This window comes from Streptomyces sp. NPDC045899 (genome assembly GCF_056431485.1).
Genome location: NZ_JBWKKP010000016.1, coordinates 106,384 through 130,991, shown reverse-complemented (window position 1 = coordinate 130,991; position 24,608 = coordinate 106,384). Strand labels below are relative to the sequence as shown.

Annotated in this window: 19 protein-coding genes; 9 read left to right on the top strand and 10 right to left on the bottom strand. The window is 73.2% G+C overall.

Features of this window, described 5'->3' with window-relative positions; translation table 11 throughout:
- Window positions 1-116 precede the first annotated feature (116 nt).
- Window positions 117-800 (top strand): FadR/GntR family transcriptional regulator, encoded by a 684-nt coding sequence (locus AC07FT_RS23815; RefSeq protein ID WP_479178001.1) that lies wholly within the window; start codon window positions 117-119, stop codon window positions 798-800.
- A gap of 17 nt (window positions 801-817) precedes the next feature.
- On the opposite strand, the gene AC07FT_RS23810 is transcribed toward AC07FT_RS23815, so the two are convergent.
- From AC07FT_RS23810 to AC07FT_RS23775, 8 genes are all read right to left on the bottom strand, one after another.
- Window positions 818-1,108, bottom strand: a complete 291-nt coding sequence (locus tag AC07FT_RS23810) for a DUF1876 domain-containing protein (RefSeq protein ID WP_432014367.1) — start codon at window positions 1,106-1,108, stop codon at window positions 818-820.
- A gap of 53 nt (window positions 1,109-1,161) precedes the next feature.
- Window positions 1,162-1,773, bottom strand: a complete 612-nt coding sequence (locus tag AC07FT_RS23805) for an Rv1733c family protein (protein ID WP_479178000.1) — start codon at window positions 1,771-1,773, stop codon at window positions 1,162-1,164.
- Window positions 1,774-1,840: 67 nt separating this feature from the next.
- The gene (locus tag AC07FT_RS23800) at window positions 1,841-2,695 is read right to left on the bottom strand and encodes an aminotransferase class IV (RefSeq protein ID WP_479177999.1); all 855 of its coding nucleotides are present in this window, start codon (window positions 2,693-2,695) and stop codon (window positions 1,841-1,843) included.
- Entirely contained in the window at window positions 2,688-4,277 is a 1,590-nt protein-coding gene (locus AC07FT_RS23795; protein ID WP_479177998.1) for an AMP-binding protein, read from the bottom strand. The genes AC07FT_RS23800 and AC07FT_RS23795 overlap by 8 nt, the downstream gene beginning before the upstream one ends.
- Window positions 4,278-4,289: 12 nt before the next feature.
- A complete protein-coding gene (locus AC07FT_RS23790; protein WP_479177997.1) occupies window positions 4,290-6,581 on the bottom strand; it encodes a chorismate-binding protein in 2,292 nt (763 codons plus the stop codon).
- Between the two features lie 377 nt (window positions 6,582-6,958).
- Entirely contained in the window at window positions 6,959-8,203 is a 1,245-nt protein-coding gene (gene rocD, locus AC07FT_RS23785; RefSeq protein WP_479177996.1) for an ornithine--oxo-acid transaminase, read from the bottom strand.
- Window positions 8,203-9,012, bottom strand: a complete 810-nt coding sequence (gene ddaH / locus AC07FT_RS23780) for a dimethylargininase (protein ID WP_479177995.1) — start codon at window positions 9,010-9,012, stop codon at window positions 8,203-8,205. Before ddaH ends, rocD begins: the two co-directional genes overlap by 1 nt.
- A 134-nt stretch (window positions 9,013-9,146) precedes the next feature.
- The gene (locus tag AC07FT_RS23775; protein WP_479177994.1) at window positions 9,147-9,638 is read right to left on the bottom strand and encodes an Lrp/AsnC family transcriptional regulator; all 492 of its coding nucleotides are present in this window, start codon (window positions 9,636-9,638) and stop codon (window positions 9,147-9,149) included.
- Window positions 9,639-9,909: 271 nt separating this feature from the next.
- Here AC07FT_RS23775 and AC07FT_RS23770 point away from each other — a divergent pair, with 271 nt between their 5' ends.
- The 5 genes from AC07FT_RS23770 (at window position 9,910) to AC07FT_RS23750 (ending at window position 20,246) form a co-directional block, all read left to right on the top strand.
- Window positions 9,910-10,278 carry a DUF5988 family protein gene (locus AC07FT_RS23770; protein ID WP_479177993.1) on the top strand — a complete coding sequence of 123 codons (369 nt, stop codon included), beginning with the start codon at window positions 9,910-9,912 and terminating at the stop codon, window positions 10,276-10,278.
- A 52-nt stretch (window positions 10,279-10,330) separates the two neighbouring features.
- Window positions 10,331-11,647: a beta-ketoacyl synthase N-terminal-like domain-containing protein gene (locus AC07FT_RS23765; protein WP_479177992.1), complete on the top strand. Its 1,317-nt coding sequence runs from the start codon at window positions 10,331-10,333 to the stop codon at window positions 11,645-11,647.
- Between the two features lie 134 nt (window positions 11,648-11,781).
- On the top strand, window positions 11,782-18,162 hold the full coding sequence (locus AC07FT_RS23760) for an SDR family NAD(P)-dependent oxidoreductase (protein WP_479177991.1): 6,381 nt from the start codon (window positions 11,782-11,784) through the stop codon (window positions 18,160-18,162).
- Window positions 18,163-18,340: 178 nt separating this feature from the next.
- A complete protein-coding gene (locus AC07FT_RS23755) occupies window positions 18,341-19,447 on the top strand; it encodes a Dyp-type peroxidase (RefSeq protein WP_479177990.1) in 1,107 nt (368 codons plus the stop codon).
- Window positions 19,428-20,246 (top strand): family 1 encapsulin nanocompartment shell protein, encoded by an 819-nt coding sequence (locus tag AC07FT_RS23750; protein ID WP_471199259.1) that lies wholly within the window; start codon window positions 19,428-19,430, stop codon window positions 20,244-20,246. The genes AC07FT_RS23755 and AC07FT_RS23750 overlap by 20 nt, the downstream gene beginning before the upstream one ends.
- Window positions 20,247-20,253: 7 nt before the next feature.
- Here AC07FT_RS23750 and AC07FT_RS23745 read toward each other — a convergent pair whose 3' ends face one another.
- Entirely contained in the window at window positions 20,254-21,546 is a 1,293-nt protein-coding gene (locus AC07FT_RS23745) for an MFS transporter (RefSeq protein ID WP_479177989.1), read from the bottom strand.
- Window positions 21,547-21,678: 132 nt separating this feature from the next.
- On the opposite strand from AC07FT_RS23745, the gene AC07FT_RS23740 reads away from it, so the two are divergent.
- On the top strand, window positions 21,679-22,224 hold the full coding sequence (locus AC07FT_RS23740) for a CGNR zinc finger domain-containing protein (protein WP_479177988.1): 546 nt from the start codon (window positions 21,679-21,681) through the stop codon (window positions 22,222-22,224).
- 21 nt (window positions 22,225-22,245) lie between these two features.
- Here AC07FT_RS23740 and AC07FT_RS23735 read toward each other — a convergent pair whose 3' ends face one another.
- Window positions 22,246-22,746, bottom strand: coding sequence for a MarR family winged helix-turn-helix transcriptional regulator (locus AC07FT_RS23735; RefSeq protein WP_479177987.1), 501 nt, complete (start codon window positions 22,744-22,746; stop codon window positions 22,246-22,248).
- 109 nt (window positions 22,747-22,855) lie between these two features.
- Here AC07FT_RS23735 and AC07FT_RS23730 point away from each other — a divergent pair, with 109 nt between their 5' ends.
- Window positions 22,856-23,797, top strand: coding sequence for an EamA family transporter (locus tag AC07FT_RS23730; RefSeq protein ID WP_479177986.1), 942 nt, complete (start codon window positions 22,856-22,858; stop codon window positions 23,795-23,797).
- Window positions 23,798-23,864: 67 nt separating this feature from the next.
- Entirely contained in the window at window positions 23,865-24,503 is a 639-nt protein-coding gene (locus AC07FT_RS23725) for an NAD(P)-dependent oxidoreductase (protein WP_479177985.1), read from the top strand.
- Window positions 24,504-24,608: the final 105 nt, after the last annotated feature.

The following is a 24,608-nucleotide window of genomic DNA, read 5'->3' as shown; positions in this document are numbered from 1 at the left end:
TAATCCGGTGAGCGACCTCCGGCGGCCGCCGTCCCGGTGCCAGGATGTATTCATAAATAACGCGTGGTACGGGCGATTCCGTACGGGTGGGGCCGGCGGACAGGAGGAGCGCACCCATGACGTCCTACGCGGGCAGAGGTGTCCATGGCCGGGTGGTCCAGCGGCTCGGCGCCCGGATCGTCGCGGGAGCGCTCGCCGAGGGCGAGATCCTGGATGTGCGTGCCCTCGGCGCGGAGCTGGACGTCAGCCTCACCGTGATGCGCGAGTCCCTGAAGGTCCTCGCCGGGAAGGGACTCATCGACGCGCGCCAGAAACGCGGCACCTTCGTCCGCCCGCGCTCCGCCTGGAACCTGCTGGACGCCGATGTGATCCGCTGGCGGCTGGCCGGGGGAGACGGCGAGCGGCTGTGGCGCGACCTCACCGACGTCCGCGCCGCCGTGGCCCCCGCCGCCGCCCACCGCGCCGCGCTGCGCCGCGGCGACACCGACCTGGCCGCCCTGGAGGCGGCGCTGACCGCCATGGAGCGCGGCCGCGGCGATCCCGCGGCGGAGGCGGCGGCAGCGGCCTCCTTCCAGCACGCCCTGCACACCGCCACCGGCAATGAACTGCTCTCCCGGCTCGAGCTGGTCCTCGCGCCCGCGCCGGACGGACCCGCCCGGCCGGTGCGCGGCCGCGACGGCGCCGGCGACCCCGTGTCCGGCCACCGGCGGGTGCTGGAGGCCGTACGGGACCGGGACGCGCCCCGCGCCGAGGGCGCGATGCTCGACCTGCTCGCCGGGGCGGCCGAGGACACGCCCTAGGCCGTACGCCTGCGCCGTCAGGCGATCCAGCCGTACCCCGGGCGCGGCCGGGGCGACGCCGGCGGCGCGCCCACCCGCTCGATGTCGTGCTCCGCGGCGCGCAGCAGCTGCTCCCCGAGGTCGTGCAGCGCCCGGCCCGCGGCCAGCTCGTCACCGATCGCCGGGACGTCCTCGTCATCGGGGTTGCAGCGTGCCACCCCGCGCCCGGTGAGCGCCGACTCCCCGGTGTCCAGCTCGATCCGCGCCTTCGTCCTGCCCTCGTCCTCGAAGAGGAAGAGGTGCACCCGCCATTCCACTGTGTGCGACATGTCCGCTCCTCACCTTGCACCTGCGTCCGCCGGGCCCGCGGGCACCGGCCGGATCAGCGACGGTTCCTGCCGGACCACGCGGGTTCCACCTCCTTCCACTCTGCCTCCCACCGCGCGTACCGGCCGCGGTCCAGCGCCCGCCGGACCCGGGACCGCGCGGCACAGGTGAGGGCGAGCCCCGCGGCGGCGCTCAGACAGCCGGTGAACCAGCCCACCGTCCGCGCGGTCGAGGGCGAGGCCGGGGCGCGTACCAGCGCCCCGGCACGGTCCACCCACACCAGCACGGCGTCACCCGCCCGAGAACCGCCCGTCACCGTGGCCAGGCCGGAGTGGCGGGCGCCGTCCGGGCCGGTCCAGCGCACCCGCGCCTGCCGGGTCGGCGCCCCCTCCGCCCCGCGCGGTCCGCCCGGCGGGTCCTCGGCCAGCCGCGCGGTGACCCGGTGGCGCGCCGCCTCCTCGGCGTGCACCACCCGCAGCTGTGAGTCGTACGCCGCGCCGGCCACGCTCAGCGCGGCGAACGGGATCCCGCACACCAGCGTCAGCAGGAACAGCGCGGTGCACCAGGACTGGATCCGGTCCGACCGGCGCCGCAGCGGATTCCGCCCCCGGGCCACGGCCCGGGGCCGGTGCGTCCCGACGTCACGTCGCGGTCCATGGGTGTTCATGGTGTGGCCTCCAGCGGGTGCCGGGGTACGGTCGGGGCCGCCGCCTCGCGGGCCGCGGGGACGGCCGTCATCGGTGGACGCCGTTCGGGGTGACGAACGGTTCGGCGCTGCCGTCCAGCCAGGTCTGCCAGTCGGGGGCGCGCAGCGCCGGACCCGCGCGCAGCGGACGGCCCAGCCACGCGGTGACCGGACGGATCCCGTGCAGCGCGTTGACCAGCCACACCTCCCGGCCGTCCAGCGCATGCGGGGTGCATCTGCGGTGTTCGAGCCGCAGCCCGAGCTCCGCCGCGCGCTCCCCGATCAGCGCCGAGGTGACACTCGCGAGCAGTGGCAGCTCCGGGTCCGGCAGACAGAGCACATCGTCCTCCCACCACAGGACACTGGCACCGGTGCCCTCCAGCACCAGCCCGGTGTCCGTGGTGAGCAGCAGTTCCTGTGCGCCGCGCGCCGCCGCCCGCTCGCGCAGATGCGCCAGCAGCGAGAGATCGGGCCCCTTGCGCCGGGGGGCGGCCCGCGGATCGAACTCCTCGGTCAGACACACCGTCACATTGGCCGTCCGGGGTGGTGCCGGACGGATCCGCAGGAACAGCCGGGCCGGTTCCGGGCCCGCCAGTTCCACCCGGGGGAACCAGCGGTCGGTACGCGGCACCATCGTCATCGCGTCCCGCCAGAAGCTCTCGATCCGTGCGGGCGAATCGCCCGTGGCCTCGGTGCAGGCGGCCAGGAAGCGGCGGCGGTGCCGGTCCAGCGCCCGTACCCGTCCGTCGTCCACCAGCCAGGAGTCGGCGGCCAGCACCGCGCTGTCGGGCACCGAGCGCGAGGGCATCAGCCCGCCGTCCTCACGCCACATCAGCGTCCACTGCTTCTGGTCGGGCCGGTAGCCCTGGAGCCCGCCGCCCCACTGCCGCGTCCGTTCACCCATGGGCCGGCGCCCCGCTCAGCACGGGCAGTTCACCGGTGGCCAGCAGCCGCGCGATCTCCAGCCGTCTGACCTTCCAGGTGCGGGTGCGGGGAAGGTCCTCGAAACGGCACTGCACGGGTGACGCCAGCGACGTCAGGTCCCCGGTGGCCCGCAGCCACCGACCGGTGTCCAGTGGGACGTCCCCGCGGGTGCACACCACCGGTACCGCCTCCCGTCCGGGACCGCGGACGATGATCACTTCACGGAGCTCGGCCACCCGTGACAGCAGCTCGTCCTCGACGTCCAGATCGCCTTCGGCCGGGGACACCCCGTCCCCCTCGCGGTCCAGCAGGTACAGCGCGCCCCACCGGTCCCGGTAGCCGGTGTCGCCCATCCGCCACCAGCCCCGGTCCACCTGCCGGGCGTAACTCTCCGGCGCGCCCAGATAGGTGAGGATCCGGCCCCGGGTGCGGACCTCGACCGCCCCCGGCGCACCGGGCGGACACGCGCGCCCGCCCTCGTCGACCACCCGGATCCGGGTGAAGCCGGGGATCCCGGTGCCGACCCGGCGGCAGTGCGCCCGGTCCACGCCCCGCCGGGTGTACCAGCCGAAGGCGATCGGGCCCGTCTCGCCCTGGCCGTAGAGCTGGAGCAGCCGGGGGTCGCGGCGCCGGGACGCGTCCAGCAGCCGCCGCACGGTGCGCGGGTGAACGGTGTCGGAGGGGCAGCCGTAGGAGCGCACCCGGGACAGCGGCGCGCCGGGCGCGTCCGCCAGTTCCTCCCACAGCGCGAAGGTGTGCGGATCCGTCTCGACGACGCCGGGCCGCTGCGCCGCCAGCAGCGGGCCCGCCTGCGCGGGGTCGGGATCGGTGAGCAGCAGCAGCGGACTGCCGAAGTGCAGCAGCACTCCGAGCTGCTGGAGCATCCGGGAGGAGGCGAACGGCAGGTGCAGCGCGGCCGGTTCACCACGGGTGGCCCGGCCCAGCGCCTGCTGCGGCACCAGCCGGTTCCACAGCGTATGCGGTGAGTGCACCTCCAGCCGGGGGATTCCGGTGGCCCCCGGGCCATGGGTGATCAGCGAGGGCTCATGCGGGTGCAGCCGGATGGCCGGACGCCGTGGCACACCGGCCAGCCCCGCCAGCGCCAGGGTCTTCCCCGGCGCCTCGTCCACCGTCAGCACCCCGCGGGCCAGGGTGGTGTCCACCCCGCCGAGGGCGGACAGCAGGGTCTCCCGGTCGGTGATCAGCCAGGGGGCGTGCAGCCGGTCCAGCAGCACCGCCACCACCCCGCCCTCCAGGGCGGGCGACAGCAGCGCCGGAACCGCCCCGATCCGGGAGACGGCACACGCCAATAAGACGACGTCCGCGTTGTCCCGCTTGAGGACGGCCACATGCTCGCTCGGCCGGACCCCGGCCGACCACAGCCGTCCGGCCAGGTCGTCCACCAGATCGGCCAGTTCGGGGTAGCCCAGGTCGGTGCCGGCGCCGGGCGCGATGTCCAGGGGACGGTCGAGGGTGACGCGGACCCGGCCGTGGCGGACCGCGGCCTCCTGGAACGCGAGCCCCGGATAGAACCCGCGCTCGGGGAGCAGCCGTTGCAACATGTCCGGGTCACCTCACCGTTCGAAGTCGGTCGCGGTGGCGGGCGCGGTCCCCACGAGCAGGCCGTCGTGCGCCCCGGCCGCCGGGGCGTGCGGACCGTCGTGGGCTCCGCCGGACCCGGACCGTACGGCGTCGTGGGCGCGCATCGCCGCGGCGGTCTTGAGCAGCATCTCCTCGTACTCCTCGGCGGGGTCGGAGCCGAGGACGACGGAGCCGCCCGCGCCGAGGTGCATCCGGCCGCCGGTGAAGGTGGCCGTGCGGATGACCACGTTGAGATCGGCGGCGCCGTTGCAGCTGAGGAAGCCGATGGCCCCGGAGTACACCCCGCGGGCCTCGGTCTCGAGGGAGTCGATGATCTCCAGGGTGCGTGTCTTGGGGGCGCCGGTCATGGACCCGGCGGGGAAGCAGGACCGTACGCAGTCGACGGCGGAGGTGCCCCGGCGCAGCCGTCCGCGCACCGTGGAGACCAGATGGTGCACGGTGGCGTGGGTCTCGGTGTTCATCAGCCGCGGTACGTACACGCTGCCGGGCTGGGAGACCCTGCCGAGGTCGTTGCGGAGCAGATCGACGATCAGCAGGTTCTCGGCGCGGGGCTTGGGGCTGGTGCCGAGGGCCGCCAGCGCCCGGGCGTCCTGTTCGGCGTCCTCGCCGCGGCCGATGGTGCCCTTGACCGGTTTGGCCTCCGCGAGCCCGTCGGGGGTGATGCGGAGGAAGCGCTCGGGCGAGGCACAGGCCACGTCGATGTCGCCGAAGCGCAGATAGGCGGCGTACGGGGCGGGGTCGGACCGGCGCAGGGCCCGGTAGAAGGCGTAGGAGTCGCCGGGCGCGGGCAGCCAGGCGGAGTCGGTGAGGCAGATCTCGTAGCTCGTCCCGGCGCGCAGTTCGCGCAGCGCGGCGCGGACCGCGGCGGCGTGGCTCTCCCGGTCCCGGACCAGCCAGGGTTCCACGGCGGTGGTGGAGGTGAGCGGCGGCGGCTGGGGGAGCGGCGCGGTGGCCGTCGGCACTCCGGTGAGCACGGTGACGGTCGCGTCCAGCCAGTCCTTCGCCCCCCGCTGCCCCTCGGGGGTGTCCTCGGCCAGCGCGCACACATAGGTGACGCCCTCCTGGTGGTCGACCGCGACGAACCGGTCGGCGAACAGCCAGCAGGCGTCGGGGGTGGTCGCCCGGTGCCGGTTGGGGGAGCCGCAGTCGGCCTTGAGCTCGTAGCCGAAGTACCCGACGTAGCCGCCGGTGAAGTCGAAGGGGAGGTCGGGGGCGGTCACCTGACGGCAGGTCAGTTCCCGTTCGAGGTAGTCGAAGACACTGCCCTCGAACCGGGCGCCGGGCCGTCCCGTCCGCTCGATCTCGCAGACCCCGCGGGTGACGTCATAGCGGACGAACTCGGCCAGCGGGCCCCGGCTGTCACCGAGGAAGGAGAAACGGGCCTCACCGGTCCCGGTACGGGCGCTGTCCAGCCAGAACGCGCCCGGGGCAGCCGCGTAGAGCCGGGTGAAGGCCGCCTCGGTGTCGGTGGCGTCGGCCAGCCACCGGGCGTGCAGCCGGTAGCGGCGTTCGGGGGCTGGTTCCCCGTCCGTCCGGCGTGCGGGCGCCGGGGCCGTGCGGGCGGGGGCGCTCGCCACGGGCGGCGGGGTCCGCTCCGGCGGCGGTGCGGGGGCCGGTACGCCCGCCGGACGGGCGCGGCGGGGATCGGTGATGGAGGTGACCGATTCCCCGTTGGCGTGCTCGACGGTCAGATCGCGGAAGTTGACGAACATGCGGTAGCCGAATCCGGTGAGCACCGACTCCGGGTGGAACTGCACCCCCCACAGCGGACGCGCCCGGTGCCGCAGCCCCATCAGCACACCGTCCTCGGACCAGGCGATGCCCTGGAGCCCCAGCGGCAACGGCTCGGCCACGCACAGCGAATGCGAGCGGACGGCGGTGAAGTCCGGCGGCAGGCCGCGGAACAGTCCGCGGCCCCCGTGGCTGATCCGGGAGAGGTGCCCGTGCCGGGGTTCGGGGCAGGGCACCACTCGCGCCTGCGCGCCCAGCGCGATGCCCTGGTGGCCGAGGCCGATCCCCAGCACCGGGACGGGGGAGCGGTCGATCAGCCGGGCGGCGGCGCCGAAGTCCCGCCCGTCGGCCGGATGTCCCGGACCGGGGGACACCACGATGTTGTCGAACTCCGAAAGGTCGATGTCCGCGCACTCCGGTGCGTCATTGAGAAGCACCTCCGGTTCCTCGCCGTTGACCTCGGTCAGCAGATGAAAGAGGTTGTACGTGTACGAGTCATAATTATCGATGAGGAGCGTCCTCAGCGATTCCATCCGGATTGCCTCCCTGCATTCAAGCTGCCCGGACGTCGCTCTCCCCGGACAGGCGTCCCAACGACCGCTCGCGGGAAGCCGAGGGCGGGGACCTCTCCACCGCGTTCGACCCGCGAGGGCTTCCGGCTTTCCAGCAGGTCGGCCGGTGAAGACGCAAAGAAGTGTTCCACAAGGGATGGTTGGCACCGTTGGAATGCTCAACAACGTACATAAATTCTCGGACGGGTAGCCGTGACCTGGGCGTTATCTTAGGTTCCGCTTGCCCGTTCGCACGGCGTGGAGAAAATTCCCGCCGAAGGGTGAACACAGCGGAGCGCCGGGCCGTATGAGACTGAATGCGGCCCGGCGCTCGAGTGCTGTCGGTGGTGCGGAGTCGGTCAGCCGAGCACCTTCTCCAGGGCGGCGAGCGAGGACTCCAGCTCCTCACGGGTAATGGTCAGCGGCGGCGCGAGCCGGATCGTCGAACCGTGGGTGTCCTTCACCAGGATCCCCTCGCCCATGAGGCGTTCGCTCACCTCGCGGCCGGTGCCCAGCGCGGGGTCCACGTCGACGCCCGCCCACAGTCCGCGGCAGCGGTAGCCCACCACGCCCTTGCCGGTGAGCCTCGCCAGACCGTCCTCGAGGACCTCGCCCAACTCGGCCGCGCGGCGCTGGAACTCCCCGGTGCGCAGCAGGTCCACCACGGCCGTGCCGACCGCCGCGGACAGCGGGTTGCCGCCGAACGTCGAACCGTGCTCACCCGGGCGCAGCACCCCGAGCACCTCGCGGTCGGCGACCACTGCGGAGACCGGGACGATACCGCCGCCCAGGGCCTTGCCGAGCGTCAGCACATCGGGCCGGACCGACTCGTGGTCCACGGCCAGCGTGGTGCCGGTGCGCCCCAGACCCGACTGGATCTCATCGGCGATGAACAGCACCCCGGTCCGCCGGGTGAGCTCCCGCACCCCGCGCAGATAGCCGTCGTCGGGGATGATGACGCCCGCCTCGCCCTGGATCGGCTCGATCAGCACGGCGGCGGTGGTCTCGTCGATCGCCGCCTCCATGGCGGCGAGGTCGTTGTAGGGCACGACCCGGAAGCCGGGCGCGAACGGGCCGAACCCCTCCCGGGCGGTGGGGTCGTTGGAAAAGCTGACGATCGTGGTCGTGCGGCCGTGGAAGTTGTCCGCGGCCACCACGATGGTGGCCCGGTCCGGGGCGACGCCCTTGACCTCGTAGGCCCATTTGCGGGCCACCTTGATGGCGCTCTCCACGGCCTCGGCGCCGGTGTTCATCGGCAGCACCATGCCGAGACCGGTCAGCTCCGCCAGGCCCTCGGCGAAGCCGGCCAGCCGGTCGTTGTGGAACGCCCTGGAGGTGAGGGTGAGTTCATCGAGCTGCCGGTGGGCGGCGGCGATGAGCGCCGGGTGGCGGTGGCCGAAGTTCAGGGCCGAGTACCCGGCCAGCATGTCGAGGTAGCGGCGGCCCTCGACGTCCTCCACCCAGACGCCCTCGGCGCGGGCGACGACCACCGGGAGCGGGTGGTAGTTGTGGGCGAGCGAGGACTCCTCGGCGCGGATCAGCTCCTGTGACGACCGCGCGGAACGGGAGCCGTGGTCCGGGGCGGTGCGCGTGGGGGCGGTCATCAGCGGATCTCCTGTGTGCAGCACTTGATGCCCCCGCCGGCCTTGTGCAGTTCCGACAGGTCGACGGGGACGGGGACGTAACCGCGCTCGGTGAGCCGGTCGATGAGGCCGGTCGCCTGGGGGGCGACGAAGACGTTGCGGCCGTCGGAGACGGAGTTGAGTCCGAAGGCCATCGCGTCCTCCCGGGTGGCGAGCAGCGCGTCCGGGTAGAGCCGCTCCAGCACCTCCCGGCTGCCGGGCGAGAACGCCTCGGGGTAGTAGGCGATGTTCTCGTCGTCGAGGGTGAACAGCGCGGTGTCCAGGTGGTAGAAGTACGGGTCCACCAGCAGCAGGCTGATCGTGGGTATCCCGAAGAACTCCTGCACTTCCTGATGGGCCGTCCGGGTGGTGCGGAAACCGGTGCCCGCCAGGATGAACCGGCCCGCGGGGACCAGGTCGCCCTCGCCCTCGCACACCGACTCCGGCGGATGCACGTCGTAGCCGGCCGTCTTGAACCAGGTCTCGTAGGCCAGCTGTTCCGGGCGCCGCTGCGGGGCGTGGAAGCGGGAGCCGAACACCCGGCCCTCCAGAACGAGGGCCGAGTTGGCCGCGAAGACCATGTCCGGCAGGCCCGCCACCGGTTCGATGGTCTCCACCTGATGGCCGTGGTCACGGTAGACGCGGATCAGCGTCTCCCACTGCGAGCGGGCGAGGTCGGTGTCGACCTCGGCGTCCTCGCGCATCCAGGGATTGATGGCATAGCGCACGTCGAAATATCTGGGAGGACAGGTCAGATAGCGCCGGGGGCGCGGCACGCGCTCGTGGGGCACGGACGGATTCCTCTCGCTTCCGCAGGCGACCGGGGGATGCTTTCAACGGTAGGAAGGGGAGGAGAGCGGAGACAAGAATGGAGAGCTGCGCACACACGCAGTGATGCTGCGTACTGGGGCGCCGCGGCGCCGGTTCATTGCGTGGGGAGTGTGGCGGGGGTCGCACCGGCCTCCGGACTGCCGGTGAGCAGGTGGGACAACACCATGTAACTGATCGTTTTCCGGATGAAGGGCTCGGCCCGGATGCGCTCCAGCACCTCCTCGAAATGCTCCACGTCGGTGGCCATGACATGCAGCAGGGCGTCGGCCCCGCCGGTCACCGTCATCGCCGCGATGATCTCCGGATAGTCCCGCACCACCTCCGCGATCCGCCGCGGTGGCGCCGCGCTGTCGCAGTAGACCTCCACATACGCCTCGGTCCGCCAGCCGAGGGCGGCCGGGCGCACGGTGGTGGTGAACCCGGTGATCACGTCGTTGTCCCGCATACGGTCCACCCGCCGCTTCACCGCGGAGGCGGACAGGCCGATCGTGGCGCCGATCTCCGTGAAACTCGCCCTGGCGTTCGCGACCAGCGCCGCAACGATCTTGCGGTCCAGGTCGTCGAACGGCACGGACTGATTTGCCATCTTTTGTCATCCTTTGCAGTCAGCCGTCCCGGGTGCCGGGAAGAGAACTCTGTCACGCGCGCAAACCGCCCAATGGTATCCGCGCCGGAAACAATAGGTGATAAACTGCCAAGACGACGTGCCGATGAGATGCCCGCAATGCTCAAAGGTTCTGTAAAGCGTTCCACGAAGCCAGCATTTTGCTGTCCGCTTTCTGTCCGCTTGCAGGAAGTTTCCGCAAGAGGGGGCGTGAGGCGACGGCCGGACCGCATTGTCCGCTCGGTGGTGTGTGATGGGCGCCGGGCGTGCAAAGCAGAGTGGCGGATCGCTCGAATCCGCCCGGGTGGTTCGACACCACCTACCGATAGGCCCTCTTGACGGCGTAGTGTCATCTATTCCACACATCGTTTCCGAGCGACGATCTGCTCCTGATCCACCGAGGGTCCATTCCATGTCTCAACCGGCATTTGTCCTCCTCGTCGGCGGACCCCCCGGAACCCCCCAGGTATGGACCGCTCCCTCCATCTGGAGGCGAGAGCGAGTCAAGATCCAGCGGGGCAACGGTTATGAACATTTCGAATCCGCGGGCGAGTGCGCCGAATTCGAGGGTGAGCTGATCCCTGTCTACCGGTGGTGCTACCGCACATTCATAGCAGAGTAGGGCCCGCCGCGCAGCGGCGCGTCCGCGGTCTGCTCACGTGAAAGGGATCGCAATGAAGAAAGGCGGCGGAAATGCGCGCGACGCCGTGGTCACCGGCCTCGGTTTCTGTCTGCCCGGCGGTGAGGAACCGGTCTTCACCGCCGGGCAGGTCTGGGAGATCGCCTCACAGGGCCGCTCCGCACTCGTCCAGCACGACATCTACTACGGCTCGGTGAACCTCACCACCGAGCACTTCGAACAGCGTCTCCCCGACATCCCCGAATTCTTCTCCCGCCACTACACCGCCGCCCACCGGCTCGGCCTGGTCTCCCTGGTGGAGGCGTGCACCGACGCCGAACTGGACTTCCGCGCCGGAGACCTGCGGGAATCGGCGATCCTCGTCGGCCGCGGCAGTGTGGACGCCAATGTCGACAGCTATCTGGCGCTGCTGAACGTCGACCCCGACGGCACCTCCGTCTTCGACGCCCTGGAGATGTTCGTCGCCGCCGAGCAGGCCGTGTCGCCCTCCGATGTGGCGGTCGTCCAGGGCGCCCTCACCCAGTCCGTCGGCCCCTGCTACACCGTCTCCTGCGGCTGCTCCTCCGCCGCCGTCCAGATCGGCATCGCCCGCCGGCTGATCGCCAGCGGGGAGACCGACATCGCCGTCGTCACCGGCGTCGACGTCTTCAACCTCGGGCTGATACAGAAGGGGCAGCGGCTGCTGCGCGGCGCCCAGCACGCCTACGACTCCATGGACGCCGCCGGGATGCCCGACCTCCTGCCGTCCTTCGACTCCCTGATGCGCCCCTACGACCGGCGGGCGGACTGCATCAACCACGGCGAGGGCGCCGCCACCGTCATCATGGAGAGCCGCGAGCACGCCGTCCGCCGGGGCGCCCACCTCTACGGCCAGGTGCTCGCCACCGCCATGACCCGCGACGGACTCGCCAATCCGCTGGCCGCCGACCACACCGGCGCCCAGCTCGTACGCGCGGTGCGGGCCTGCCTCGGCGACCGCTGGAGCATCGACCAGGTGCCCTACGTCAACGGCGCCAGCGACGGCGGCGCGGCCGTCACCGCCATGGAGGCCAGCACCGTCCGGGAGCTCTACGGACCGGACGGCACCGTTCTGATGTCCTCCCAGGAGGGCTGCTTCGGCCACCACGGTTCGCCCGCCGGGTGCCTGGGCGCCGCCCTGACGCTGATGATGATGGAACTCGGTGAGGTGTGTCCCACCGCCAACTGCGAACAGCCCCTGGACGGGCTCCCCTTCGACCCCGTCCCGGGCGACCGCACCCGCCCGCTCGACTTCGACTACGCGCTGAGCTTCAACTACCAGATCGGTGGCGTGAAGCACGTGATGCTGCTGGGCGGCCCGGACGCCACCTGAGTCGGCGCCCCGGCTGCGTACCCCCTCACCTCCCGCGTGCGTCCCGCGCGCATCCCCCACGGCCCCGTCCCCCGGCCACCTCCCCATGGACCACGCGGCCCCACCCCGGCCGAGCACCCCCCACGGAGACTCCGATGCGTCATGTCATATCCGCACCCAGCCGCATAGCGGTGGTCGGCATGGGCTGCCGGCTCCCCGGTGACATCGACTCGCCCGCGGCCCTGTGGCACCTGCTGACCGAAGGCCGTGACGCCGTCGGTGAACCGCCCGCCGAACGCCGGGAGTTGTGGCCCGACGAGCCGGGCGCCGACTCGGGACTGCCCACCCACGGCGGCTATCTGCGCGATGTCTCCCGCTTCGACGCCGACTTCTTCGGCGTCTCCGGCCGCGAGGCCGACGTCCTCGACCCGCAGCACCGGCTGCTCCTCGAAGTGGCCTGGGAGGCCCTGGAACACGCCGGAATGCCGCCGGACCGGCTCAGCGGCACCGCCACCGGCGTCTTCACCGGCCTCAGCTACAACGACTACATGGACCGCCTGGAGCGGCACCCCCGGGAGAACGAGGGCTCCGCCCTGTCCAACGCCCACTGCGTCGCCGCCGGACGGATCTCCTACCTGCTCGGGCTGCACGGCCCCTGCGTGGCCCTCGACACCGCCTGCTCCTCCTCCCTGGTCGCGGTGCACCTCGCGGCCCAGGCCCTGCGCGCGGGCGAGTGCGACCTCGCCCTCGCCGGTGGTGTCACGCTCATGTTCGAGCCCAGGACCACCCGTTCGTTCGTGCGCATGGGCATGCTCTCGCGCGCCGGCCACTGCCACGCCTTCGACGCCGCCGCCGACGGCTTCGTCCGAGGCGAGGGCTGCGGCATGGTCGTCCTCAAGCGTCTGGAGGACGCCGAACGGGACGGGGACCGCGTCCTCGCCGTGCTGCGCGGCTCCGCCGTCAACCAGGACGGCCGTTCCGACGGGCTCGCCGCGCCCTCCGCCCCCGCCCAGCGCGCCCTGTACGAGGAGGCGCTGCGCCGCGCCGGGATCGACGCCGCGAACGTGGGCATGGTCGAGGCGCACGGCACCGGCACCCCGGTCGGCGACCCCGTCGAGTTCACCAGCCTCGCCCAGGTCTACGGCACCGGACCCGACCCCTGCGCACTGGCCTCGGTCAAGACCAACCTCGGTCATCTGGAGCCCGCCGCCGGGGTCACCGGCATGATCAAGGCGATCCTCTGCCTGGGGCACGGGCAGATCCCGCCCAACCTCCACTTCACCCGCTGGAACCCGGCCATCGACGCCGACGGCACCCGGTTCTTCATCCCCCGTGAGCTCACCCCCTGGCCGGTGCGGACCGGCCCCCGGCTGGCCGCCGTCTCCTCCTTCGGCTTCTCCGGCACCAACGCCCATGTGCTGCTGGAGCAGCCGCCGGCCGCCCCCGCCGGAACGGACCGCCCCCGGCTCACCACCCGGACCGTTCCGCAGGTGTTCCTCGTCCCCGCGGGCTCCCGGGCCGCGCTGCCCGCCGCCGCCCACCGCATGGCCGACTGGCTGGAGGGTGACGGGGCCGGGGTACCGCTGCGCGACATCGCCCACACCCTGGCCCTGCGCCGCTCCGGCGGCCGCGGCCGTCTCGGTGTCACCACCGGCAGACGTGCGGACCTGGTCCAGGCGCTCAGAGCCTTCGCCGCCGGACAGGCCCACCACGCCGTGGTGTCCGGGTCCGTCGGCGCGGCCGTCTCCCGGCAGCCGGTGTGGGTGTTCTCCGGACAGGGATCGCAGTGGCCCGGTATGGGACGCGACCTGCTGGAGCGGGACCCGGCGTTCGCCGCCGCCCTCACCGAGGCCGACGAACTCATCGCCGCCGAGGCCGGGTTCTCGGTCCTCGAGCTCGTGCGCGCGGGGGAACCGGTCACCGGCTGCGCCCGGGTGCAGCCCGTGCTGTTCGCCCTCCAGACCGCCCTGGCCGCCACCTGGCGCGCCCACGGCGTCGAACCGGCCGGTGTCATCGGCCACTCCATGGGCGAGGTGGCCGCGGCCGTGGTGGCCGGAGCGCTCTCCCTCGCCGACGGTGCCGCCGTGATCTGCCGCCGCTCCGCCCTGCTCGCCCGGGTCGCCGGACGGGGGGCCATGGCCACCGTCGGTCTGGCCGCCGCCGAGGCGCAGGCCGGACTCGAGGCCGCCGGGGCCGCCGACGCGGTCACCGTGGCGGTGATGGCCGCGCCCGGCTCCACCGTCGTGGCCGGGGACACCGCCACCGTCGAACGGCTGGTCGCCGACTGGGAGGACCGCGGTGTGCCCGCCGCGCTCATCGCCGTCGACGTGGCCTCGCACTCCCCGCAGATGGATCCGCTCCTCGGTGATCTGCGCACGGCGCTCGCCGACCTCACCCCCATGCGGCCCCGGGTGCCCTTCTACACCACCGTCCTGGACGACCCGCACAGCGTCCCGGCCTTCGACGCCGACTACTGGTGCGCCAATCTGCGGCGCCCGGTGCGGTTCTCGGCCGCCGTGGCCGCCGCCGCGGCCGATCGCCACCTGGTCTACACCGAGATCTCCCCGCACCCCGTGGTCACCCACCCGATCACCCGCAGTCTGACCGGACTCGTCGACGACCCCGTCGTCCTGCCCACCCTGCGCCGGGACACCGACGAGACCGTCACCTTCCGCACCCACCTCGCCGCGCTGCACTGCGCCGGTGTCCCCGTGGACTGGACGCGGCTCTACGACGGCGCCGCCCTCGCCGACGTCCCCGTCATCACCTTCGACCGCACCCACCACTGGGCCGACACCACCCTCCCGGACCGATCCGCCGGGACCGCGGAGCTCCGCACGGCCGGTGAACTCCCCGGTGCCCACACCGAAGTGCCCGGGCAGCCGCCGCGCCACGTCTGGCGCGCCACCACGGGCACCGCGGCACTGCCGTGGCTCGACGACCACCGGGTGCACGGCACCCCCGTCCTCCCCGGTGCCGCCTACTACGCCATCGCCCTGACCACCGCCTGCGAGGTGTTCGACACCGCTCCCACCGAGGTCGAGGTCACCGATCTGCGCTTCCGTGAACTGCTGCGGCTCGCCGACCGCACCGACCTCAGCACCACCGTGACGGTGGCCGCCACCGACCGCGCCGAGTGCGAGATCTTCGGACGCGGCGACGAGGGCACCTGGGTGTGCCAGGCCACCGCCGTCCTGCGCAGGCTCAGCGCCCCGCCGCGCTCCCGCCCCGCCTCGGTCCAGACCCTCGCCCTGCGCCACCCGGTGGCCGTCGAACCCGGTGCCCTCTACGGCAACATGCGCGCCCGCGGCCTGGAACACGGCCCCGCGTTCAGCGGTATCACCGCGGTGCACGCCTCCCGCTACGGCAACAGCTTCTGGGCCCGGGTGGAAGTCCCCGACGCCTCCCGCGCCCCCGGACACGGACTGCGGGTCCACCCCGTCCTGGTCGACCTGTGCGCCCAACTGCTCGTCGCCGGAATGCTCGAGGACGGCGACGACCCCGGGCTGGTGCTGCCGGTACGGGTGCAGAGCGCACGGATCCTCGGCGACCCGGGAACCGCGGTCCACTGCCACGCCCGGATGGCCGAGGCCACCCCGGAGAGCGTCGTCGGACACATCCGGCTGCTCGACGCGGAGGGCAGACCCGTGCTCGCCCTCGACGGACTGCGGCTGGCCCGCCGGACCGTGCCCCGGGCCGCCACCGAGGTCGACCGCTGGTTCCTCGAGGTCGGCTGGGAGCGCGCCGACCGGCCCGCCGCGTCCGGCACCCCGCGCCCCGGACGGTGGCTGGTGATCGGCGAGGCCGACGGCGGTGCCCGTACCCTCGCCTACGCCCTGTCCTCCGCCGGAGCCGAGGCCCGGGTCTGGGACCCGGCCCTGACCGACGAGAGCCTGGACGCCTTCCGCGACGCCCTCTCCGGGCGGCTCGCGGGGCCCGGAGAGCGCTTGCGCGGCGTGGTGCTGCTGTGCGCGGCACCACCCCCCGGCAATGACACCCCCGGCCGCGCCGACGCGCTCTCCCGCACCCGGCGGCTGCTGGCCGCCGCCCAGACGCTCACCGCCCGGTGCCCCGAACCGCCCCGGCTGTACGCCGTCACCCGCGGCGCCCGCGCCCTGGCGCCCGGCGAGCCCGCGGACCCCGGTCAGGGCGCCCTGCGCGGTCTGGTGCGCGTCCTCGCCTTCGAACACCCCGAACTGCGCGCCACCCTCGTGGACACCGACCCGGACGGCACCGGTGACCTGGTCGCCGAACTCCTCGCCGACGCCCCCGAGGACGAGATCGCGCTGCGCGACGGCGAACGGCACGTCGCCCAGCTGGTCTACGCACCGCTCACCGACGCGGAGCGCACCGGGGCCGCCGCGCGCACCGCGCGCTGCGGTGCGGACGGCTTCCGCCTGCGCGCCGGACGCCTGGGCGACCTGGACACCCTGGAACTGGCCGCCACCCGGCGCCGCCCACCGGGTCCCGGCGAGGTCGAACTGCGGGTGCTCGCCGCGGGCCTGAACTTCCGTGACGTCCTCACCGTCATGGGCCTGCTGCCCGGTGACCCCGACGCGATCCGTTACCGCATCGGCTTCGAATGCACCGGTGAGGTCACCGCCGTCGGCCCCGGGGTGGACCATCTGCGCACCGGCGACCGGGTGGTCGCGGTCGACGTCCGCGGTGGCGCCTTCGGCTCGTTCGCCGTCGTCCCCGCCGACTGCGCGGGGCCGATCCCCGAGGGCCTGGACCCGGCCACCGCCGCCGGGTTGCCGATCGCCTTCCTCACCGCCTGGTACGCGCTGCGCCACATCGGCCGCCTCGCCGCGGGGGAGCGGGTGCTGATCCACTCGGCCACCGGCGGCACCGGACTGGCGGCCGTCGCGGTCGCCCGGCTGCTCGGCGCCGAGGTCCTGGCCACCGCGGGCAGCGAGGAGAAGCGCCGCTTCCTGCGCGGTATGGGCATCGCCCACGTCATGGACTCCCGGTCGCTGGACTTCCGGGACGAGGTCAAGGAGGCCACCGGCGGCGAAGGCGTGGACATCGTCCTCAACTCGCTGTCCGGCGGGGCCATCCGCGCCGGTCTGGAATGTCTGCGCCCGTTCGGCCGCTTCCTCGAACTCGGTGTCCGCGACATCCTCTCCGACGCCCCGCTCGGTCTGGCGCCCCTCCAGCACAACATCACCTTCAGCACGGTGGACCTGCGGGAACTCCAGACCGTGCGGCCCGCGGTGCTGGCCACCCTGCTGCGCGAGGTGCTGGACGAGTTCGCCGCCGGACGGCTGAAGCCGCTGCGCTGCACGGTGCTCCCGCTCGCGGAGGCCACCGACGCCTTCCGGCAGATGGCCGGGGCCCGCCACATCGGCAAGCTGGTGCTGACCGTCCCCCAGGAGGGCGAGATCCGCGCCGTGCTGCCCGACGGGCCGCTCCCGGTCCACGACGACGGCACCTACGTCATCACCGGCGGGCTGCGGGGTCTGGGCCTGGCCACCGCGAGCTGGCTGGCCGCCCAGGGCGCCCGCCATCTGGTGCTCAACGGCCGTAGCGCGCCGACCGCCGCCACCGCGCGGGCCCTCGCCGACCTGTCGGCCGCCGGAACGCGGGTGACGGTCATCCTCGGTGACATCGGCCGCCCCGGTACGGCCGACCGGCTGGTGGCCGCCGCCACCGCCGACCCGGACGCCCCGCTGCGCGGAGTCGTCCACTGCGCCATGGTGCTGGACGACGCGGCCGTCACCACCGTCCGCGAGGACCAGCTGGGCCGGGTGTGGACCCCGAAGGTCACCGGGGCCTGGCGGCTGCACCAGGCCACCGCGGGACACCGGCTCGACTGGTTCGCGGTGTTCTCCTCCATGGCCTCCCTGCTCGGCAACCCCGGCCAGGGCGCCTACGCGGCCACCAACGCCTGGCTCGACGCCTTCGCCGCCTGGCGTTCCGCCCGAGGGGCCCCCACTCTCGCCGTCAACTGGGGCGCGTGGGGCGAGACCGGTGTCGCCACCGGCTTCGCCGACCGCGGCTACGAGACCATCCCCACCGAGGACGGTCTGCGCGCGCTGAGCACTCTGCTGGCCCACCGCCGGGTGCAGACCGGTGTGATCCCCGGTGAGCCGGACAGCTGGATCCTCCCCGCCGGGCGCCACTCCTCGCTGTTCGCACGGCTCGCCCCGGACGACGAGCAGAACCCGGCCACACCCGGGGCCACCGATGACGTCCGCGCCCGGATCACCGCCCTCCCGGCCGGGATCGCACGGCGGACGGCGCTCGAGGCGTATCTGGGCGAGCACATCCGCGCCGTGCTCCGGCTGAGCAGCACCACCCTCGACCCCGAGACCCCGCTGAAGTCCCTGGGCTTCGACTCCCTGCTCGCCATGGAGCTGCGGGTCCGGCTGGAATCGGGGCTGGGCGTCAAACTGGCGGGCAACTTCGTCTGGCAGCACCCGACCGTCGCGGCCCTGGCCGTCGGGCTGGCCCGGCACATGGGCCTCGAACCGGACGCCGCGCAGGGAGCCGGTCCGCTGGACGGTGGCGGTCAGCCGCTGGGCGACACCGGCTGACCGGCGGTCCCACGCCGCTGGACGAGGAGGGCCGTGGCCGGGAGCGGAGGGTGTGCCGCGACCGGCCACCGGCCCTCCGGCACCGCCCGTCCGGCCCTCGGATGCGGCCTCCGCGGCCCCGGGGGAGAATCGAGGGTGGCCGGTCCCGGGTCCACCGGACGGGAGGAGGTGGAGGGCGATGTCCTCTCCCGCCCCGCGGGAGGTGATCCCGCAGCCGGTGCTGACCCCGCTCACCAGCGCCGCCATCTTCCTCGTGGTGACCGTCGACCCCGGCGGCGAAGCGGATACCCGGGATCTGCTGTCCGAGGTCCCCGCGCTCCAGCGGGCGGTCGGGTTCCGGGCTCCCCACGGCGAGCTGAGCTGTGTCGTCGGTATCGGGTCCCAGGTGTGGGACCGGCTCTTCGACGGGCCGCGTCCGGCCGAACTGCATCCGCTGCGCGAACTGGTCGGCGCCCGCCACCGTGCCGTGTCCACCCCCGGTGATCTGCTGTTCCACATCCGGGCCGGCCGGCTCGACCTGTGCTTCGGGCTGGCCACCGAGATCATGGACCGGCTGCGCGGCGCGGTCACGGTCCGCGATGAGACCCATGGCTTCAAGTACTTCGACGTACGCGATCTGCTCGGCTTCGTGGACGGCACCGAGAATCCGGAGGGGCCCGCGGCGAGCGCGGCGGTCCTCATCGGCGACGAGGACGCGCCGTTCGCGGGCGGCAGCTATGTGATCGTGCAGAAGTACCTGCACGATCTGCGCGCCTGGAACGCGCTGCCGGTGGAGGCCCAGGAGAAGGTGATCGGCCGGACCAAGCTGTCCGACATCGAACTGGACGACGCGGTCAAGCCGGACGACTCGCACGTCGCCCTGACCACCATCACCGACCCCGACGGCACCGAGCGGCAGATCCTCCGGGACAACATGCCCTTCGGCAGGGCCGGACAGGGCGAGTTCGGCACCTACTTCATCGGCTACGCCCGTACGCCGTCGATCACCGAACGGATGCTGGAGAACATGTTCCTGGGCAGTCCGCCGGCCGGCCACGACCGGATCCTGGACTTCTCCACGGCCGTGACCGGCTCGCTGTTCTTCGTACCCAGCGCCGACTTCCTGGACGAACTGCCCGATCCGCCCGCCGCCGCGGCGTCCGCCGACGCGGACCGTGAGGTGGCGGCGGCACCACCGGCCCCCGAGGTCCGGTTCACCGCACCGTCCGGCTCACCGGCGCACGACGGTTCCCTGGGGATCGGCGATGTGAAGAGGAGCGCCCCCGATGAAGAACCTGCACCGTGAACTGGCGCCCGTCTCCGACGCGGCGTGGGCGGATCTGGAGGAGGAGGCGCGGCGTACCTTCAGACGCCATGTGGCCGGGCGCCGCGTCGTGGACGTGCCCGATCCGGCCGGACTGGAACTGGCGGCGGTCGGCACCGGACATCTGACGGCCGTCGATCCGCCCGCCAAGGGCGTGGTGGCGCACACCCGGCGGTCGGAGCCGGTCGTCGAACTGCGCGTGCCGTTCGTCGTCGACCGCCGCCAGGTCGACTCGGTCGAACGCGGCGCCAAGGACGCGGACTGGCAGCCGGTCAAGGACGCCGCGCGCAGAATCGCGTTCGCCGAGGACCGGGCGGTGTTCGAGGGGTACCCCGCGGCGGGCATCACCGGTATCCGGCGCGGCAGTTCCCATCCGGAGCTGACGCTCCCGTCGGAGGTGCGGGACTACCCCAACGCCATCAGCCAGGCGGTCAGCATCCTGCGGCTCGCGGGGGTCGAGGGCGCGTACACCCTGGCGCTGAGCGCGGACGCGTACACGGCCGTGAACGAGACCTCCGACCACGGCTATCCGATCCACAAGCACATCGACCGGGTGCTGGACGGGGAGATCATCTGGGCACCCGCGATCGACGGCGCCTTCCTGCTGTCCACCCGGGGCGGCGACTTCGAACTCCACCTCGGCCAGGACGTGTCCATCGGCTACCTCTCCCACGACGAGAACCGCGTCCGGCTGTACTTCCAGGAGACGCTGACGTTCCTGATGTACACGAGCGAGGCCGCGGTGGCGCTGGCGCCCGCGCCCGGCAGAAAACGGAAGTGACCGGTGGTCAGGCGTCCGGACCGGAGACCGCGGACAGCGCGCCGGAGGTGAGGGCGCGCAGGAACGCCGGGACCGCCAGTGCCACCAGGGCCGCGAACACCAGGAAGGCGGGCCGCGGTCCGAGCCACTGCGCCAGCAGCCCCACCAGCCCGGACCCCACCGGCATCGCCCCCCAGCTGAACAGGCGGGTGACCGCGTTGTAGCGGCCGAGCAGATGGTCGGGGACCAGCCGCTGGCCGATCGTCCGGGCGTTGACCGCCCACAGGGTGCCGCCCATGCCCCCGGCGAACGCCGCGGCGGCGACCGCCCACGGTTCGCCGGTCAGCGCGGGGACGGCCATCATCGCGAAGGTACCGGCCAGATCGGCGCCCATCACCCGGCGACGGCCCAGGAGCCGGTTGAGCCGGGACACCGCGAGGGCGCCGACGAGCCCGCCCACCCCGAGCGCGCTGAGCAGCGTGCCGTAGCCGCGCGGGGTCAGCCCCATCGACTCCGTGGCGTACAGCGGCATCAGCGCGAGCCAGGCGCCCCAGGAGGCGCACAGCACGGTGAGGATCAGGGACATGGTGCGCAGCAGCCGGTGGCCCCACAGATGACGGAGGCCGGTGACGATCTGGTGGCCGACGGTCTCCCGCGTCCCTGGCGTCACCGGGCCGGGGCGGCGGGCGCGGAAGGAGCCCGTGAGCAGCAGCAGGACCACGGACGCGGCCAGATAGGAGAACCAGGTCGCGCCGAGCGCGAAACCGGTCCCCGCGGCCAGCAGCAGCCCGCCCGCGAACGGCCCGGCGAACTCGTTGCAGACGGTCTCGGCACCCGTGATCCACGCGTTGGCGCGTTCGCGGCCCGCGGGCGGGACGACGGCGGGCACGAGTGCGGCGGCGGAGGTCAGCGCGATGACCTCCGCGACCCCCAGCACCGTGCCCGCCGCGCACAGCGCGGTGATGGACAGGGCGCCGGCGGCGGTCAGCTGGAGCAGCGCCGCCACCGCCGCCAGCCGCAGCCCGTCGGCGATCCACAGCAGCCGCCGCCGGTCGAACCGGTCCACCAGGACGCCCACGTGGAGTGCGAGGAGGAGCCAGGGGAGGGTCAGGGTGAGGGAGACGGCGGCCACCTGGGACGGCGCCGAGGACACCTGGGCGGCCAGCAGGGGCAGCGCGACCTTGGTCACGCCGTCCGCGAGATTGGTGACGGCGGTGAACACCAGGAGGACGGCGGTGTTGCGGGTGCCGGGCGGTGCCGCGTCACCGGCCGCCACCACGGGTACCTCCCGCGCCGCCAACGGCGCCGTTCGGTCGGTCATCGCCCCACCCCTCTGCCGGGATAACCGGCTAACTCGTTTTGGCGGTTTCAGCGCCGCGAGGGCGAGTGTGCCATCCGCGGACGGGATCGCGCTACCGGTAAACTGGATAGCCGGTTATCAGGAAGGCCGCCCATGCGTGACGCACCCGCCTCGGCCCGGCTGGTCGAGGACTTCGCCAACACCCTTGATGTGCATCTGGACACCGACGCGCTGACCACGCCCGCCCGGCTCGCCGACTGGTTGCGGGAGCGGGGGCTGCTCGACCGTCCGCGCCGGGTCACAGCCGAGGACCACGCCCTGGGACTGGCGCTGCGCGCCGGGATCCGCGAGCGGCTGGGGAGTCATGTCGGGGACGAGCCGGACACCGAGGCCCTGGCGGCCGCCGATGCGGCGCTGAGCCGGCTCGCGGTGTGCGTCACCGTCCATGGCGCGGCCCGCCCGGCGGACGGTCTGCCGCCGGTCCGGCAGGCCCTGGCGCGGCTGGCGATCGCCTGGAACGAGCTGGTCACGACCGGTGAACACGTGCGCCTCAAACGGTGTGCCGAACACACCTGCGCGGAGGCGTTCTGGGACGTGTCGAAGAACCGCAGCCGCCGCTGGTGCTCGATGAGCGTGTGCGGCAACCGTGTGAAGGCGCGCCGCCACTCCGCCCGTCAGAAGGGCGTGGGCGGCGCCTGAGCCGGACGGGCGGCGCCCGCGTCAGCGGCCGGGGGTGTCGCCGAGGCCGACGAGGAGCTTGCGCAGCAGTCCGGCCAGTTGGTTCCGCTCGCGTCCGGAGAGCGGGGCGAGCAGTCGCTCCTCGTTCGCGACATGCGTCGCGACCACGGTGTCCACCAGGCGCAGCCCCTCATCGGTGAGCGTGATGAGCACGCTGCGGCGGTTGCCGGGGTCGGTCTCCCGGGTGACCAGGCCGCGGCCGGCCAGCCGGTCGATCCGGTTGGTGATGGCGCCCGAGGTGACCATCGACGTCTCGACCAGGGCGCCCGCCGTCAGCTGGTGAGGGGCTCCGGAGCGGCGGAGCGTGGCGAGGATGTCGAACTCCCAGCGCTGCAGGCCGTGGTCGGCGAAGTGGTCGCGCAGCTCCAGGCCGAGCAGTCGATCGGCGCGGGCGATGCGGCCCACGACGCCCATGGGTGCGGGGTCGATGTCCGGCCGCTCGGCCCTCCACTGGTCCAGTACCCGGTCGACGTTGTCCCTCATGCGGTGTCCCTCACGCGATTCCTCAACGTTGAAGTGTTTGACGGCAAGGTATCAGTGCGCATAGTTTTCTCAACGTTAAACAGTTCAGCATTGAGGAGTTCCTGTGCGTGTGAGTCCGCGTACCAGCGGTGTCGGCGCTCCGCCCACCGCCGTTCCGGGGCCGGTGGTACCGGCCTGGAGGCTCACCGGCCTCGCCGCGCTGGCGCCGGTGTCCTGGGGCACCACCTACCTCGTCACCACCGAGTTCCTGCCGCCGGGGCGTCCGCTGCTGTCGGCCGCGATACGCGCCCTCCCGGCGGGCCTGGCGGTCCTCGCCGTGACCCGCACGCTTCCGCGCGGCTCCTGGTGGTGGCGGGCGGCCGTGCTCGGCACCCTCAACATCGGTGCCTTCTTCGCCCTGTTGTTCTTCTCCGCCTACCGGCTCCCCGGCGGGGTCGCGGCCACCCTGGGCGCGGCGCAGCCGCTGCTGGTCGCCGGACTCGCCCTCGCCCTGCTCCACCAGCGCCCGACCGCCTGGCAGCTCGGCTGGGGCGTGGCCGGGGCGGGCGGGGTCGCCGCGATGGTGCTGCGTGGCGAGGCCGCCTTCGACCCGGTCGGGGTCCTGGCCGGACTCCTCGGCACCCTGGCGATGGCCACCGGGGTCGTCCTGACCAAGCGCTGGGGGCGCCCGGTCGGGCTGCTGCCGTTCACCGGCTGGCAGCTGACCGCGGGCGGACTGCTGCTGGCGCCGCTCGCGCTCGCCGTCGAGGGGCCGCCGCCCGCGCTGGACGCCGGGGCTCTGGGCGGGTACGCGTGGCTGGCGGTCGTCGGCACCCTGCTCGCCTACGCGCTGTGGTTCCAGGGCGTGGAGCGGCTCCCCGTCGGCGCGCTGTCCTTCCTGCCGATGCTCTCCCCGGCCGTGGCCACCGCGCTCGGCTGGCTCGCCCTGGACCAGACCCTCACCGCCGCCCAGGCGCTGGGCTTCGCCCTCGCCCTGCTCTCCATCGCGGCCGCGCAGCTGTCCCCGCATACCGTGCGCACCCTGCTGCGCCGCGGCCGCGGGGTCTCCTGACACCGGCTCAGCCGGTCTGTCCGCCGAAGGTGTTCACCCCGGCCACCGAACCCGAGGAGTACCCGTCATGCGCATCACCGTCTTCGGAGCCACCGGCGCCGTCGGACGCCGGGTGGTGGCCGAGGCCCTGCGCCGCGGCCACGAGGTCAGCGCCGTCTCGCGCCGTCCCGCCGCCGAGGGGGTGCTGCCACCCGGCGCCGCCGTCCGCACCGGCGACGCCTCCGACACCGGGGACGTGGCCCGGCTCTCGGCGGGACAGGACATCGTGATCGGCGCGACCCGTCCGGTGGCCGGCCGCGAGGACGAACTCGTGGCCGTCACCGAGGCACTGCTGACCGGGCTCGCCCCGACCGGTGTCCGGCTGCTGCTCGTCGGTGGCGCCGCCACCCTCACGGTGCCCGGCACCGGGGGGCTGACCGTCGTCGACACCCCCGGCTTCCCCGCGGACGTGCGCCCCATCGCGCTCGCCTGCGCACGGCAGCTGGAGGTCTGCCGTGCCGAGCGCCGGGTGGACTGGACGTACCTCAGCCCGCCCGCCCTGCTGGAGCCCGGGGCACGCACCGGCGGCTATCGCACCGGGACCGATGAGCTGCTGGTGGATGCGGCGGGCCGGTCCGCGATCTCCATGGAGGATCTCGCCGTGGCCCTCGTCGACGAAGCCGAACGCCCCCGCCACCACCGGGTTCGTTTCACCGTGGGCTACTGAGCCGGGGCCAGGCCCGGGGCCGCCCCGGGGCCTCCCGGATTCCGGCGGACGCCACCTTGTGCAAGGATGATATATGGATTTGTCCTGACCTGAGATGAGGGCATT

What these genes read in the sequence shown, in the direction of transcription:
- AC07FT_RS23815 (WP_479178001.1), top strand. Translation starts at nt 117, where the DNA reads ATGACGTCCTACGCGGGCAGAGGTGTCCATGGCCGGGTGGTCCAGCGG.
- AC07FT_RS23810 (WP_432014367.1), bottom strand. Translation starts at nt 1,108, where the DNA reads ATGTCGCACACAGTGGAATGGCGGGTGCACCTCTTCCTCTTCGAGGAC.
- AC07FT_RS23805 (WP_479178000.1), bottom strand. Translation starts at nt 1,773, where the DNA reads ATGAACACCCATGGACCGCGACGTGACGTCGGGACGCACCGGCCCCGG.
- AC07FT_RS23800 (WP_479177999.1), bottom strand. Translation starts at nt 2,695, where the DNA reads ATGGGTGAACGGACGCGGCAGTGGGGCGGCGGGCTCCAGGGCTACCGG.
- AC07FT_RS23795 (WP_479177998.1), bottom strand. Translation starts at nt 4,277, where the DNA reads ATGTTGCAACGGCTGCTCCCCGAGCGCGGGTTCTATCCGGGGCTCGCG.
- AC07FT_RS23790 (WP_479177997.1), bottom strand. Translation starts at nt 6,581, where the DNA reads ATGGAATCGCTGAGGACGCTCCTCATCGATAATTATGACTCGTACACG.
- rocD (WP_479177996.1), bottom strand. Translation starts at nt 8,203, where the DNA reads ATGACCGCCCCCACGCGCACCGCCCCGGACCACGGCTCCCGTTCCGCG.
- AC07FT_RS23775 (WP_479177994.1), bottom strand. Translation starts at nt 9,638, where the DNA reads ATGGCAAATCAGTCCGTGCCGTTCGACGACCTGGACCGCAAGATCGTT.
- AC07FT_RS23770 (WP_479177993.1), top strand. Translation starts at nt 9,910, where the DNA reads ATGGGCGCCGGGCGTGCAAAGCAGAGTGGCGGATCGCTCGAATCCGCC.
- AC07FT_RS23765 (WP_479177992.1), top strand. Translation starts at nt 10,331, where the DNA reads ATGAAGAAAGGCGGCGGAAATGCGCGCGACGCCGTGGTCACCGGCCTC.
- AC07FT_RS23760 (WP_479177991.1), top strand. Translation starts at nt 11,782, where the DNA reads ATGCGTCATGTCATATCCGCACCCAGCCGCATAGCGGTGGTCGGCATG.
- AC07FT_RS23755 (WP_479177990.1), top strand. Translation starts at nt 18,341, where the DNA reads ATGTCCTCTCCCGCCCCGCGGGAGGTGATCCCGCAGCCGGTGCTGACC.
- AC07FT_RS23750 (WP_471199259.1), top strand. Translation starts at nt 19,428, where the DNA reads ATGAAGAACCTGCACCGTGAACTGGCGCCCGTCTCCGACGCGGCGTGG.
- AC07FT_RS23745 (WP_479177989.1), bottom strand. Translation starts at nt 21,546, where the DNA reads ATGACCGACCGAACGGCGCCGTTGGCGGCGCGGGAGGTACCCGTGGTG.
- AC07FT_RS23740 (WP_479177988.1), top strand. Translation starts at nt 21,679, where the DNA reads ATGCGTGACGCACCCGCCTCGGCCCGGCTGGTCGAGGACTTCGCCAAC.
- AC07FT_RS23735 (WP_479177987.1), bottom strand. Translation starts at nt 22,746, where the DNA reads ATGAGGGACAACGTCGACCGGGTACTGGACCAGTGGAGGGCCGAGCGG.
- AC07FT_RS23725 (WP_479177985.1), top strand. Translation starts at nt 23,865, where the DNA reads ATGCGCATCACCGTCTTCGGAGCCACCGGCGCCGTCGGACGCCGGGTG.